The sequence below is a fragment of the Janthinobacterium sp. GL_088 genome, from assembly GCF_057837845.1.
Genome location: NZ_CM174453.1, coordinates 3801478 through 3815957, shown reverse-complemented (window position 1 = coordinate 3815957; position 14480 = coordinate 3801478). Strand labels below are relative to the sequence as shown.

Annotated in this window: 14 protein-coding genes; 12 read left to right on the top strand and 2 right to left on the bottom strand. The window is 57.3% G+C overall.

Features of this window, described 5'->3' with window-relative positions; translation table 11 throughout:
* Positions 1-6 precede the first annotated feature (6 nt).
* From AC3IQ7_RS17175 to AC3IQ7_RS17130, 10 genes are all read left to right on the top strand, one after another.
* Positions 7-2004: an MBL fold metallo-hydrolase gene (locus AC3IQ7_RS17175; RefSeq protein WP_489206776.1), complete on the top strand. Its 1998-nt coding sequence runs from the start codon at positions 7-9 to the stop codon at positions 2002-2004.
* Positions 2005-2105: 101 nt separating this feature from the next.
* Positions 2106-2432, top strand: coding sequence for a DUF6968 family protein (locus AC3IQ7_RS17170; protein ID WP_489206775.1), 327 nt, complete (start codon positions 2106-2108; stop codon positions 2430-2432).
* A 73-nt stretch (positions 2433-2505) separates the two neighbouring features.
* Entirely contained in the window at positions 2506-2859 is a 354-nt protein-coding gene (locus AC3IQ7_RS17165) for a CPCC family cysteine-rich protein (RefSeq protein WP_489206774.1), read from the top strand.
* A gap of 424 nt (positions 2860-3283) precedes the next feature.
* Entirely contained in the window at positions 3284-4513 is a 1230-nt protein-coding gene (locus AC3IQ7_RS17160) for a hypothetical protein (RefSeq protein ID WP_489206773.1), read from the top strand.
* A 258-nt stretch (positions 4514-4771) separates the two neighbouring features.
* A complete protein-coding gene (locus tag AC3IQ7_RS17155) occupies positions 4772-5206 on the top strand; it encodes a tetratricopeptide repeat protein (protein ID WP_489206772.1) in 435 nt (144 codons plus the stop codon).
* 132 nt (positions 5207-5338) lie between these two features.
* Positions 5339-5791 (top strand): hypothetical protein, encoded by a 453-nt coding sequence (locus tag AC3IQ7_RS17150; RefSeq protein ID WP_489206771.1) that lies wholly within the window; start codon positions 5339-5341, stop codon positions 5789-5791.
* A gap of 163 nt (positions 5792-5954) precedes the next feature.
* Positions 5955-6167, top strand: a complete 213-nt coding sequence (locus AC3IQ7_RS17145) for a hypothetical protein (protein ID WP_489206770.1) — start codon at positions 5955-5957, stop codon at positions 6165-6167.
* Positions 6168-6440: 273 nt separating this feature from the next.
* Positions 6441-6893, top strand: coding sequence for a hypothetical protein (locus tag AC3IQ7_RS17140; RefSeq protein WP_489206769.1), 453 nt, complete (start codon positions 6441-6443; stop codon positions 6891-6893).
* Between the two features lie 63 nt (positions 6894-6956).
* Positions 6957-7232 carry a hypothetical protein gene (locus AC3IQ7_RS17135; protein ID WP_489206768.1) on the top strand — a complete coding sequence of 92 codons (276 nt, stop codon included), beginning with the start codon at positions 6957-6959 and terminating at the stop codon, positions 7230-7232.
* A 17-nt stretch (positions 7233-7249) separates the two neighbouring features.
* Positions 7250-7663 (top strand): hypothetical protein, encoded by a 414-nt coding sequence (locus tag AC3IQ7_RS17130; protein ID WP_489206767.1) that lies wholly within the window; start codon positions 7250-7252, stop codon positions 7661-7663.
* A 79-nt stretch (positions 7664-7742) separates the two neighbouring features.
* Here AC3IQ7_RS17130 and AC3IQ7_RS17125 read toward each other — a convergent pair whose 3' ends face one another.
* A complete protein-coding gene (locus AC3IQ7_RS17125; RefSeq protein ID WP_489206766.1) occupies positions 7743-9602 on the bottom strand; it encodes a phytase in 1860 nt (619 codons plus the stop codon).
* A 17-nt stretch (positions 9603-9619) separates the two neighbouring features.
* Positions 9620-12157, bottom strand: a complete 2538-nt coding sequence (locus AC3IQ7_RS17120) for a TonB-dependent receptor (RefSeq protein WP_489206765.1) — start codon at positions 12155-12157, stop codon at positions 9620-9622.
* Positions 12158-12462: 305 nt separating this feature from the next.
* Here AC3IQ7_RS17120 and AC3IQ7_RS17115 point away from each other — a divergent pair, with 305 nt between their 5' ends.
* Together AC3IQ7_RS17115 and AC3IQ7_RS17110 are read left to right on the top strand one after the other, a co-directional pair.
* Positions 12463-13365 (top strand): GGDEF domain-containing protein, encoded by a 903-nt coding sequence (locus tag AC3IQ7_RS17115; protein WP_099377251.1) that lies wholly within the window; start codon positions 12463-12465, stop codon positions 13363-13365.
* A complete protein-coding gene (locus AC3IQ7_RS17110; RefSeq protein WP_489206764.1) occupies positions 13365-14390 on the top strand; it encodes an AraC family transcriptional regulator in 1026 nt (341 codons plus the stop codon). The genes AC3IQ7_RS17115 and AC3IQ7_RS17110 overlap by 1 nt, the downstream gene beginning before the upstream one ends.
* Positions 14391-14480: the final 90 nt, after the last annotated feature.

Genomic DNA, 14480 nt, shown 5'->3' with positions numbered 1-14480 from the left:
TTTTAAATGCGAATTAGATTTGTCGGCGCCAGTGACGATCATGTAACAGGCTCATGCACACACTTTTCTTACGACCGCAAAGAAGTGCAATTCTTGGTTGACTGTGGTTTGCATCAGGGCGAAAACCATGCACTTCTCAAAAACCGGCAAAAATTTCCTTTCAATGCCGCCGACATCAAATTTGTGCTTCTGACGCATGCGCACATCGATCACTGCGGGCTCATTCCCAAACTTTATCGCGATGGTTTTCAAGGCGTCGTTTTTTGCACAACGGCCACGGCGCAGCTTGCACGGCTGTCACTGCTCGACAGTGTCCGTTTCTCTTCGGGCCTTTACTCTGAGGACGACGTCAAAACGATTCAGTTCAGCTACGTGGATCAGCGGCCTGATTTTGGCTTGTCACGCTATATTCCTATCGATGACGATCTATTCGTGTCGTTCACACGCACTGCCCATATTCTCGGGGCGATGTCGCTCAAGATTTCATGGAACCGCGACGATGGCACGCGTGGAGATATCGTCATGAGCGGCGACCTGGGAAACAACACGAAGGACAATCCTTGCCAGCCGCTGCTCGCCGGCCGGCAGGAGCCGTTTGGTGTGCCTGAATATATGGTGGTGGAGAGCACCTATGGGTCACAGGTTCGCTCTCCGCATTTTTCAAATTATCTTGCACGCCTTGATGCGCTCACTGACGTGATCAAGGATGCTGCGTTCAATCGAGGCAAGATTTTGATTCCCGCATTTTCGTTACAGCGGACGCAGGAAATTCTGTTGGATCTAGTTTGCATTCTTGAATCACCAAACGGCCGTTTGCCTGCCAACATTCCGATCTTACCGGTCTTCTCCATAGCCGATTGCATCGCTGCAGGTTCGTGGGACGAAGCCACCAATGGGCGCATCAAGCGGGCATTGGAAGCACAGTCCGAAGCTGTGCAAGAGCAGTGGCGTGATGCGATAGAGGCGCGTGAACCGGATGAGAGTAACGCACCGCGCTATGGATTTGTCGACAATGCAAAGGTGAATTTCGCTGAGTTTCGATCCCTCATGATGGGATATACGAAACCACTGGCATTGAAAATTGATGTGGACTCTCCTCTGACGCTGAGGATGACCGGCGTTTTCGGTGCCGAATTATGCCGCAGGCAAAAACGCACTCCCGACGAGACGCTGTATCGCAACAGGCTTATGGCCGAACGCTTGCGACTGTCATCGGAAGCGGAAGTCGATGACAAGATTCGCACCGTTTTCCCCATCAATAAAGAATTGACCGACATCGAAATTGCGCTCGGGCCCCATCTGCTGCGCTACCAAGGACTGACTTCTTCGAAGAAAAGCGATTACAAGGGTAAGAAGCCAGTGCTCAGGCAAAAAGTTCCGCCAACAGCTCACATTACGATTTCGGGCGGCGGAATGTGCGAGGGAGGTCGCGTGGTCGATCACCTTGAACAGCTGTTACCGTCGAACCAGGCTGTGATCCTGATTACAGGTTATATGGCCAGCGGCACGCTGGGCGGAAAATTGGCACAATTAGGCAAATGCCGTATCGAAGGAGCGCTCCCTGACTTCACGGAAATCCAGGTCAACGACACGGTATTTCGCCTTGACGACATCCACGCGCAGATAATCGATGTGGGCGGCTATTACTCAGGCCATGCCGACCAGAGCGGATTACTGCAATACATTTTTACTGATCACAAACTTCCTCCGGAAGAAGGCGACAAAGCCACAACTGTGTTCTTGAACCACGGTACAAAACAATCGCGCGAGATGTTGAAAGAGGCGATCGAAGTGCATGTTCCCGGGGCTCTGGAGCGCAAGGTTGCGAAAGTCGAGTTTGCGGATTCTAGCCGGTGGTACAGCCTGGATCTGCATGAATGGATCGATCCGCCCGCACCAGAACCGGCATCTACTGACAACGGTTGGCACGTCCTGGTGGCCGAGCAGAAGCGCACGAATGCGCTTTTGGAGCGGTTAATTGACCTCATGTCACCGCGGCAGTGAGCCCATGTATCACCAGCCTGCTGATTCAAATACCAAAGATGACCAAGGCGGCAACCGGCCAGAAGCGGACAGTGATAACGATTTTGGCCAGGAAGATATAAATGAACGTTGAGAGTCCTGTAATCGTCGCTACGTCTGAAATTCTTTGGCTACGAGAAGACGGTCGAGAAGTAGTAATTCAGGCCATCATTGGACTACCTTATGAGCAGGACGGTAATTGGGCGTGTCCAGTGGCACTTGTAGGTGTTGACGAAAGATATCCAGATATTATCGGGGAAAGCTCCATGCAGGCGATACATCTTGCTATCAGACTAATTCGGCAGCGCCTTGGACATTTGCTCGATGCTGGCGAAGTCTTGGTTGACCAAAGTGAGCGAGATAACCGTTGGAATGTTGCGTCTCTAAACGCAGTATTTGGCAAGACCTAATTTTTTTGGCGACAATCTGACAAGACGGCCTTCGGCCAGAAGCCGACGGTCACAAGTATTTTTGAAGGCGTTTATGTTCACATGTCCTTGTTGCGGGTATGAGGTGTTTGGCGAGTTTCCTGGCTCCTATGATATTTGCCCGATTTGTTTTTGGGAGGACGACGTCTTCCAACTCTACTTCCCCAGTCAGGGAGGTGGGCCGAATCCAGCGAGTTTGATAGAAGCTCAGGTAAACTTTATTCAGTTTGGTGCATGTGACCGTGCCATGGCTAAAAACGTCCGGCAGCCGAGGGCCGAAGAACTCCGTAATAGCGCCTGGTTCCCGCTGTGGGAACGTAGGGTAGACGTTCCTGACTCGCAAAATAGTGGAGCGCACCCTCAACACATGACTTCGAAAAATGACCTTTACTATTGGCTCCGCAGCTGATGGGTTTGCAGGTTTGGACTGTATCCGGCCAACAGCAGACGTAGCCATAAAAGGAAAGAAGTAATGGACTGGACGCCGATTTCAGCAGTTGACTTATGGGACTTGGCGATTAAGGCAGACGCCCGTATGTCACCTCAGCTTTCTAAGCTCTGGCATGCAATCAAAATCACTCCTCAGAAATGGAGTGAGCAATCGCACGGACTGGTAGGGGGCGGTTTTTGGGTTGTAGCTCTAGTTGGAGAGAATGCCATTATGCAGCCAAAGTTTTACGCTAGCTCATCTAGGCGAAACGGGTCCATGGAGTAACAGTAGAGCTGTCGCCCCCCCCGATATAGCCCGAAATCGATTTATGCTTGCCCTTTGCTGCTATATATTGGCTTAGCGCATTTGTAGGACAACAAATCTATACCAACGGAGAGTGTTTTTGGAACTATTTTCAAAATTTCAGCGAATCCAGTGGCCGGTGGGTCATGGCGGCTTTCACACCGGCTTGCTCAAGGATAGTCGCGGCTACTTACAGTATTTTTATGATTGCGGGGCAAAGAGCAAAGTGGGGAAATTGCTCATTCAATCTAAGCTGTCTGGCATCGCGTTCGATTTTGGAGCTATCTCACATTTCGATAGAGATCATTACGCTGGCCTAACTGATGCAACTGTCAACGTGCTTTTCCTGCCTTACATGACGCAGTCTGACATGTTCTTCAGTGCGCTCGCCAATCTCGCACATGGCATGAGTGCATCGGATGCACTTGATGGTTTTGCGCTTCTAAGGCAACTGCAGAATGCCGGGACACAACTGGTCATGGTAGATGGCACGCGACCGGAACCAGATGAAGACGAATCGGTTGTAAGCGCACGCGGCGACCTCACGCTTCGGATCGCTCCCGCTCCCCGTGATGCCGACGGTTTTCAGAGGATGTCCCACTCGTCCGTCGTAACCGCGCAGCGAGGGTTGACAACGCTGGTGCAATTTAAGTTCTTCAACTATCGAGACGAAGAAGCGTCTGTCGAATTCTTCAAGCAGCTAGAGGGAATCGTTAAGAGTCGCAGGTTGTTGAAATCGGACAGCACTGAGTACGAACTCGTCGACGACTTCCTTCGTGACGTGGCTGACGGTGATGCGGCCATGGTCGAAGCGAATGGCAAAGCGTTGCAAACGCTCTACAAAGACACGCTTGGTGTGCTAGGCGAAGCTCGAGCGAAAGCGTCGAACCTCAGCTCATTAGCGATGTTTAGTCGATCCATTTCACACGAGCGGGATATCTTCCTCACACCGCGGTGGAGCACCTGGGTGCAGTCGCAACACTTTCAGCAGGAACTTCCGGCATGCGATGACGGATGGATGCTCACCGGCGATCTGGAGCTGAAGTCGATTGTTTGGGAGTCGTTCGAAAAGCATTACTTCGTCGAGTTGTCGTGCTGCGTCGCCTTCAACGTTCCGCATCACGGTAGTAAGCCCGCGCTGGACGAAGAAGCCATCGCCTTACTCAAGGGAGGCAAGTTCTTTCTTCTCCCGGTGGATGAGTACGATCCAGACCATCCAGCTGAGGAGCTTGAAGCCAAGCTCAATCGCCATAAGGTCGCAGGTCGTCAGAGAGTAACAACGGCTTGGGAGACGACGTTTGCGATTGTCTCCAGATGGCTGCAAAAGTAGGCGCGCGATCGGTAGCCAGTACGCATAAGGCGCGGGCGCACCTCATTCCGTCACGCAAAGCGCGACGAGCCGCCTTCCGGCAAAAAAACGACCAGTTCAATGTCCATAATGGGTCGTTTCCGGTCTGTGGCGCCGGTTGCTGTATTTCCGACCTGGCAACCTGCTATGCTTTACCGAACGGCCGGGTTCGGCCAACAGCAGACATTTGGATTGCGCAGGAAACACTCATCACCCGGAAGCCACCTGACTATAAAGACGATGAACCAAGAACTAGAACTTGACGAACAAATGCATCAGATGATTAAAGCCCATTGTGCTCGCGGGGACAGTTTGGCCGAAGCACGGAATTTCGAAGATGCCATTGCGGCGTACAACGATGCGTGGCGCTTAATTCCTGCCCCAAAGAACGATTGGGAGGCAGCTACATGGGTTCTAGCAGCGATTGCAGATTCCGCCTACCTGGGTGGCTATACAACGACTGCAAGAGAAGCCATTGAGTACGGCATGACGTGCCCTGGCGCACTCGGCAACCCATTCATGCATCTACGTTTCGGGAAAATACTGTTGGACAGCAATGAGAAAGATCGTGCAGCTGATGAGTTGATGCGCGCATATATGGGAGCTGGCCCGGAGATTTTTACACACGAAAACTCCAAGTATCTTTCTTTCCTTAAGTCTCGGGCAATACTGTAATCAAGGTCTGCTTTGGGTCGGACGCTGTCGCACATGAAGTCGGCAACCGGCCAGAAGCGGTCGTTCGTCAACTGAGAATTCCATACACACCGTACTCTCATTACACTTGCTGCGTTCCGGCATCAGGACTAAATGATTAATTTAAAAAACCTTTCGCCACTTTCTTGCCTATCAGCACTGATGCTCGCTCTCGCGACCGTATCATCCAATGCCCATGCACTTGCTGATTACAGGTGCAAAATCCAGGCAGTACATGCGCCGGACGAAGGCAAGTCTGATTCAATTGTGCACGGCCTACGCAAAACCTGGATTGGCACTGAGTTTTCGGTCAGCCGAAAGACCGGTGCAATGATCGGGGCGCTTCGCAACAACTATTGGAACGAGCCACAAATCATAGACAGAGGATCGGCTAACGCCAACTCGTTCAAAGCAGTCACTACCTTGCGCCCGAACGAAGGGCTAGGGCCAGGATCAGCCGTATATGTCCTTGTAATCGATGAGCACCTTGAGACGCCGGAAAAGACGTTTACATTTTTGAGCGGAAGCGAAGTCTATTTCGGTGTATGCAAACACGATGTCTTATAGACCAGCTTGCGTTAATTGGCCAAACCTGATGCGCCTGAACTTCCGCTTTGGGGCGGCTTCTGCCTCATGGTGACAAACCGTGAGCTTTGCACGAAGGCAAGATGCTATCCTCACCTGTTCGGCCACGTTCGGCCAGTAGCAGTCATAGAGTTAGATTGACCTCATGAGAAAAGCACGTGATTTTGCGGCTAGACCCGCTGCTGAGCAAAAGTGGATTTTGAAAAACACTTGGTGTGATTTTTGCGGTCAAGCCGACCTAGGGATGACGTCTCCCTTTGAGTACGAGGAAAATAAGAAGGTCTTCCTCGAAGGACTCTGCATTAGTTGTGAAGGAACAGTCATTAATGAGGTCATCGAACGCGAGGAAGACGCCTAGTAGGGAGTATCGCCGATAGTTGGCTCAACGTCTGCAAAGGGGCTATTGTGTTGAAAAATTCGAACGGCAACCATTTCAGGATGTCTCAGACCTCCAAGCAGTCGGTGATCGGTCAATAGCGGCAGTTCTGGCCAGTCTAGGCTGGTAAATTTTCTATCTAAATTGCAACGTACCCGCGTTTTTCAACACAATAGGGCGCAACCTGCCAACGACGGCAACCGGCCAAAAGCAGTCGTCCGCATGCTCACGAGACATTGGTAAGGGATTAATAACGTGGCGAAGTCCTGGGGAAAATTGTTATCGAAAATCTTCGGTAAGGTTGCAAAGCCCGAGAAGGTACAGGCCCTGTCCGAGACGCCTGCCTTTGCACAGCCAAGTCTGCCCCCGGGCAAGCTCGTGTACACGAATGAGAGTGTCGGGCTGAATTATGCTGAGCCTGGCGAAACAGATTGGCTGCCTTGGTGCTTGTTTCAAAACGTCCAGGTAGTCACAAAAGAGCCCTACACTCCTGGCAACTACAGCTACGACATCATGGCGGAGTTCCATCATATGGATATCAGCTGGGAAGACGACGGCTTCGAAACCTTCCTGGAAGCCATGCGGGTGAACTTAGACAACTTCAATATTGAACAAGCTAAGCATGCCATCAATGGGCTTTGCCCGGGAAGTCCGTTCGCAACGATTTATATCTCGCCGCATTACCCTGAGGACGTAACAAGCCGTTGAATTCAGTTTTATCGACGCCTCTAGTGACCAGGCACGGATTCCCAAGGGTTCTTACGAGCTATTGTGAAGGTCCGCTTCGGGGCGGAAGCGGACGCTACTGTTTTTTGCCTGTTTTGCGGAGTAGGCTGCTGTTTCTTGCATTCGTTGGCATTATTAGAGGTGATGAGTTTTGACGCTATTTCGGCGCGCGTTGACAATGATGGCGCGAACATGGCAAAAAGGATGAAAATAGTGCATCAAGATGATCACCGTGATTGCCGGATTTATCCTTCTGGTTTGGTGATCGATGAGGTTGCGCTGCATTCCTTGGTGCCCGTCGCACCGCATATTTACCTGTAACTTGGGAGTAGTATTGAATGACTGTTTTTAGTATCGGTGACACCAATTTTGAAGTGGATGTAGCGAAATCAAGCATTAGTCTGGACGCTCATGGCAGCGGCATGCTGGAGCTCAATATTGATATCCACGGCGATGATGATGCGTTTATGCGCTTGACTGAGCCGGAGGATGCGGAATGGTCGTGGGCGCTGTATCCGCCGGCGTTTTTCCTGCACGGCTTGCGCATACCGGAAGGGCAGGGAGGAGCGCTTGCGATCGGGATGCTGGATACGCATCCCGAGGCGGAGGAATCGGGTATCTATATGATGGAATATGGCGACGTGTCGGCCGTCAATATTATCGAATTGTCGGCACGGCGCCTGCTCGTGTCTGGCATGGTGGACTTGTGCGGCAAGCGACTGCCATTTCATATTGATATGCCGCGTGCATAGTGCCGGGGCTGGTTCCTTCGGGAGCGGAATGCGCCACTGATGCGCATTCCCCGGCAGGCCCAACCCCGTTCTTGCCTGATTACTCCAGCTTCAATGCCTTCGCTACATCCCCCCAAGCCACATACTTGAAGTTTTGCGGCCCATCGGGCAGGCGCTTGTAGCCGTCCTGGATCACCAGCATGCCTTGTGCATACGCGCCGCCCAGGTTGGCGGCGGTGACGTCGAGGCCATCCGTTTCCGAGGTGCCGTCGATGCCGGCGGGCAAGTTGAAGCCCACCTTGAAGCGGCCGCGCACCTTGTACGGCGCTTGGGCGTCTAGCACCACGTAGCTGCTGTCGCCCTGGCTGGAGACGATCAGGTAGCCGCTGTCCGGCTTGGCGCCGGGCTTGCGGTAGATGGCCATGCCTTCCACGTCCGCCGTCAGGTTCGCTCCCACGGGCAAGACCATGGTGAGGGCGTCCGGCTTGGCGGCGTCGGTCGAGGTGGTCCAGATGCCGCGCGTTTCCTCGCCCAGGAACAGGCGGGCGTTGGCGTCGTCAGCCACGCAGCCTTCCGGTTGCGTGGCGACCTTGAAGCTGCGCAACAGAGTTGCACTGAACTTGTCGCCTTCCAGGCCGATGCTGTACTGCTGGAAGGTGCCGTCCTTGTCGTTGATGAACGCTTGCACGCCGCCGCTGGCCGGCTGGTACAAGCACATGCCGTAGATGCTTTTCAGGCCGGTCGGAAAACGGCCCGCATCCGCCACGACGCCATCGGCATTGATGGTGAACAACATCATGCTGTTGTCGTCGCGCTGGGTGGCCACGGCCAGGTCGACCTTGCTGCCACCCAAACTGATGTTCTGCCGCACGTCGACGTTGTTCAGGCGGCCCACTTCCAGCAGCTGCGTCTGCTTGCCTTGCAGGTCGTAGACGAGCAGCCCTTGCTTCTTGTTGGTGCCCAGGATGCGTGCATTGGCGGGGTTGCTGGACAGCCAGATGGCCGGATCATCGGCCGCGTCACCCTGGCGCGCCATCGGTTCCGTCTGCGCCTGTGGGGCGATGATGGCCACCGCAGGCTGTGTTTCCGCTTGGCCAGCCCATTTCAAGGGCCGCGCTTGCCAACCGTTCTTGCCGCGCAGCAGTAGCGATTCCTTGTCCAGCGCCAGCTGGCTGTCGCCCTTGCGCACGTTCAAGGCCACGGTTTGGGCCGGCTGTGCCGTCCACTTGCCGCCCTGGCGTGCCAGCAGGTGCAGTTTTTCCGCCTTGCCATCGAGTACGGCCACACCGCCCGGCAGCACGGCCAGCGCGCCGGCGCCGCCGTCCAGCGGGCCATACGGCTTGCGCAGGGCCACCACTTCGCGCTTGCCCATGCCTTCGGAATCGGCGTCATACGCCCACACGCCCATGTTCGACTCGCTCACCAAGAGGCGCCGGGCGCCATCATCGACCCGGCAATGCTTGGCGTGCGGCGGCAAGGCCAGCTTGCGCACCAGCTGACGCTGCTCGCCCTGCATCACCCACTGTTCTGCCTGGCCATCCTTGCCAATCAGGAAGAGATGGTCAAGCTGCTGGGCGTCGCGGTACAAACACGATGCTTCCACGGAAAAGGTGGGGGCGGGAAACGGCGCCAGCTTGACCAGCTTGCCGGCCTGCACGTCGACCGTCACGGGCAGCGGGCGCTGCGTGTCAGCTTCCAGGAACACGGCCAGTACTTGATTCCCGTCAAGGCGCGTGTCGAGCTGCTTGGCGCGCACGGCGATGCGGTCCTGTTCCAGGCCGGCAGCGTTGAACAGATGCAAGCCATGCTTGTCCAAGGTCAACCAGCCGCCGCCGGGCAGGCGCGCCAGTTCTTCCGCTTCCTGTGTGAAGGAAGGAGCAGCCTGGACAGGCGCGGCTTGCGCCGTGGCCGAGAGGCAAAAGGCAGCCAGCAAAGCGCTGCAGAGTACGTTTTTTTTCATGGTAGGTAAAATCATCATCAGAAGGCGCTGGCTTTCAGGCTCACCTTGAAAGTGCGGCCGTATTGTTCGTTCTGCACGTTGAATTGCTTCGTGCCCTGGTAAACATAGTATTTCTCGTTGTTCAGATTAGCCGCCTCGAACATCAGCTGGAATTGCTTGTTGATCTGGTACGACAGCGAGAAATCAAGTTGCTTCTGGCCGGCGACGATATGGTCCTGGCTTTGGTCGAGGATGTCGTTGCCCATTTCCAGCAGATACGGCGACTTGTAGTTGAGGGCCAGGCGGGCGCTCACCGGTCCCGTTTCATAGCCCAGCATCAAGTTCATCACCTGGTTCGACTGGCCCGGCAGGCGGATGTCACGGTTCATCTGCTTGTTGCTGGCTTTGTCGAAGCGGCCGATTTGCGCGCTCGACGTGCTCAGGGTGCCGTTCACGCCGACGAGAAATTTGTTGAATGGCGCCGGCAGCATGCGCAGCGGCTGCATATAGGCCAGTTCGACGCCTTTGACTTTGGCCGCGTCGCCGTTCGCATACGAGGTCGCCGTCGTGTAGCCCGTCCATGATCCCGTGCCGGCAAGATTTGTCGTATAGGTAAAGTTCTTGATGTCCTTGTAGAAGCCGTAGGCCGACATCACGCCGTCGTTGCCCAGCACGCGCTCGATGCCGAGGTCCAGGTTGTTCGCCTTCAGCGGTTTCAAGTCCGGATTGCCGATCACGGCTTCCGTATTGCTGGCCAGGCTGATGCCCGGTGCCAGCTGGCTGAAGTTGGCGCGCACCACGGCCTGTGTCCACGCGGCCCGGACGCTGGTCTTTTGATCCAGGTCATAACGGGTTTGCAGGTTCGGCAGCCAGTTGGTGTACGAACGTTCGCGCGTCAAGGGCGTGGCGACGCCGGCGCTGTCCACTTGCGAGCCGGCAGCTTCAAAGCTGGTACGCTCGGCGCGCACGCCGCCGAGGATGTGCCAGGCGTCGAAGTCGTAGCTGTTTTGCACATACATGGCGTTGATGTCTTCATGCATGCGGTAATCGTTGATGATGGACTCGGTGGCCAGGCGCGCCTTGGCGCGGTCCAGGCCGGCTACGCGGGCGCGGATCAGGGCGGGGTCCAGGGCCACGCCGATGTTGCCCAGGTCGTAGTCGAGAGTGTGGCCTTGCACGAAGTTGCTCATCGACGTGGAGCCGGCGCCCCAGTAGTTGCCGCTCGATGCCTTGCTGCTGTTATACGCCCATTGATCCGTGTCATTGGTCTTTTCGCGGCGGCTGACCTTGGCGCCGAATTTCAGGGTAGCGATGTCGAACTTGCGCGCCAGGTCGATGCGCGCATGGTGTTCATTGTCCTTTGAGTAGCGCTTCTGCAGGGTGATGGCGTTCAGCGCGTAATTGGCCGGGTCGTACAGCGCGGCGGGGCCGCTCAATTTCGGCTCCTGCGTATCCGTGAAACTGATGCCGGCGAAATTGCTGGTGCCGCGGAAACGGCCGTCGTTCAGGGATTCCGGCGTGTCTTCCGTAGCACGGCTCAGGCCGCCTTTCACGTCCAGGGTCCAGTCGCCCGATTTCTGCTGCGTGCCCAGCACGAGCGAGCGCACTTGCTGCGTGTATTTGCGCTGGCGGATGCGGCGCTCGGCGCGCGCGCTGGCCGTCTGGCCTTCGGCCAGACTGCCGCCGGCGATATTGCTGATGGTCAGGCGATCGCGCACTTCATTGTCGGAAAATTCGCTGACGAACGAGCGCAGGAACCAGCTGTTGCCCGCTTCGGGGCGATAGTCGAGGTTGACGGCCAGGGCGCCGCGCTTGCGCACGGGCAGGTAGTCGCGCAATTCCAGGCCCGACAATTTTCCCTTGCTCCAGGCGCCGCCCGTTTCCACGTCATCGGAACCGAACGAGCGCTTTTCCGCGCTCAGGCCGGCTGCGACGCCCAGCTTGCCGTCGAGGAAACGCTGAGCCCACAGAGCGCCGCCGCTGGGGCTGGTTTTGCCCGTCTTTTCGTCATAGCTGGCGCCCACGTTGGCCGACAGCAGCTTGCCCGGCAAGTCGAAGGCGGACAGCGATTTGACTTCGACGGTGGCGCCCAGCGAGTTGGCGTCCATTTCCGGCAGCAAGGTTTTCGAGACTTCCAGTGTGCGGATCAAACCGGCAGGCAGGATGTCGAGCGCCACGGCGCGGCGGCCCGCTTCCGGCGACGGCACCAGCGCGCCGTTGATGGTGACGGCATTCAAGTCCGGTCCCAGGCCGCGCACGGTAATGTAGCGGCCTTCGCCCTGGTCGCGCTGGACGGATACGCCGGGCAAGCGGGCCAGCGCTTCGGCCGCGTTTTTGTCCGGCAAGCCGCCGATATCGTCGCTGCTGATGACGCTGATGATGTTGTCGGCTTTCTCTTGCGCGGCGAAGGCGTTGCGCAGACTGGCGCGCTGGCCGCTGACGATCACGGTGGCGGCCGGCTGACCATCCTCACCTTGCGCTTGCGCATGGCTTTGACCGCTGAAGACGGCCATGATGCCGAGGGCCACGGCCGTCAGGCGCAGCGGAGAGGGGAACGAAGTGTGCATGGTTTTCATGAAGGGCTCGGTTAGGGGAAGGAACCGGGCGGATTCTAGGCAGCAAATATGACGGTTGCGTGACAGGCAAGGGCTTGCCACCCTGAAAACAACGGCATGCGAACGCTTTGCGGCCGGAATGCTGGCGCCATGAGCTGAAATGACCTGCCGGCGCAGGGCGCATGGGATGCGGCTTGCTAGATTTGTAGCAGCTGCACTGCTAATGATGAGCCGTTTGCACCTGCCGCACGGGCGCAGCGCATGTCATCGTGCCGTCATGGGCGGGCGCTATCGTGGCGACAGCACCACTTTTAAAGGTTTCCCACATGCTGCCGTTGCACCGTAACAGCCTGATTGCCGCCGCGCTCGCGTTGCCCCTGTTCTTGTTCCTGTACGCCACACTGGGGCACCTCAAACCGTTTGTCATCTGGAAGTGGATGGATATCGTCTGCGAAGGCGGCACGGCCGTCATGGCCGGTACCTGGTTCCTGTTCACACTCAGCAGCCGGCCGCGCGGGCTGGTGACGAGTCTGATCGCCGGCGGCCTGTGCGCCATCATGCTGGGGTCCTGGGCCGATTGCCTCGATGAATTCTTTGCCGTTGATAAGAGCGCCGTGTGGGATAACTGGCTGGAAGCCTTGATTCCGTTTGGCATGCTGGTGCTGACGATCGGCATGTATTACTGGCGCCAGGAACAGTTCCGCCTGAACGAACACCTGCAAAAGCGCGAACGCCTGTTCCGCGACCACCGCGCCTTCGACCGCATCACGCAACTGGCCGACGCCAGCTATCTGCGCACGCAGATGCGCCTGGAGCAGGAGCGCCGGCCCGGCCTCGATTGCGCGCTGGTCTTGCTCGACATCGACAGCTTTCACCTGATTAACCGCGAATACGGCCACCGCGAAGGCGACCGCGTGCTGCAAGCCGTGGGTCACATGCTGCTGTTGAACTTGCGCAATGACGATTTGCTGTGCCGCTATGCGGGCGACCGCTTTGCCGTGCTGATGCCGGGCGTGTCGCGCGAGGATGCGGCTGTGAAGGCGCGCCACCTGTGCGCCATGGTGGGGCAGATGCGCCACCACGCCAACGACAATCGTGAAATCCGCCTGAGCCTGCGGCATGCGTGCTCGCTCACCGATGGCGTGCCGGAAGTGGTGCTGGCCGAGCTGAGCCGGGCCGTGGAAACGCCGCGCTCCGGTGCCGGGATCAGTTCCGCCGCGCCTGCCTGATGCCGCTGAACCAGCAAGGCGACCCCAGCATCGCGGCCCACCATCAGCCGGCGCTGGTGCTCGATTACGCGCGCAGCCGGGAACTGGCTGTGGCGCCGCTGCTCAAGGGCACGGGCCTCGATGGCGGCGCGCTGCCGTCCGCGGAAAGCCAGGTCAGCGCCGCGCAATACCTGCAATTGCTGGCCAACGTGGCGCGCGGCCTGGACAGTGCCGACACGAGCTTCATGCTGGGCCAGCAAATGCTGCCCGGCCATTACGGCGCGGCCAGCCACGCCTTGCTGCAGGCGCAGAATCTGCGCCAGGCCTTGAGCATCCTGTGCGATTTCCATACCTTGCTGTGTCCGCTGTTACAGCCGCGTTTGCGCGAAGCGGGCGACATGCATGTGCTGTACTGGGTCGATGCGTTCGGCGCGCCGAGCCAGCTGCCTTTTCTGGTGGAGATGCACATGACGGCGCTGGCGGCCATGTGCCGCTGGCTGGCGGGAGAGTCCTTGCCGTGGCGCTTCTGCTTCAACCGCGCGCGGCCCCGCCACGTGGAGCAGCATGAAGTGCACCTGGGCCAGGCGCTGCGTTTCGATTGCCAGGTCGATGCCATGCTCATCGATTCCAGCTGGCTGGATAAACCCTGGCCGCGCGGCAATGCGACGGCGGCCGCGCTGGCCTTGCGCGCGGCGGCATGGGCTCCCGTGCCCGCCGCCAGCCTGCTCGGCGCGCTGTACGACTATCTGCTGGCGAATATCCGCTGCGCGCCGACCCTGGAGCGCACGGCGCAGGAGTTCGGCGTCAGTCCCGCCACCTTGAAGCGCCATCTGGCGCGCCATGGCACGCATTTCCAGGCCGAGCTGGACCAGGTGCGTGCGCACAAGGCGATTTATCTGTTCCAGGCGCATGGCTACGACAACGATGCCGTGGCCGCCTACCTAGGCTTTCATGATGCCACCAACTTCCGTCGCTCGTTCAAGCGCTGGACGGGGCAAACGCCGCAACTATTGCGTCACGCGCTGGCACTGTTCGTCGCTGGATGATCGAAGGCGTTGCGCGCCAGCGCCACGGACAGTCGTTCCTGAGGGAACAATTGCCCGTTCTGCTACATCCATAGTACACTCGATCAGAGA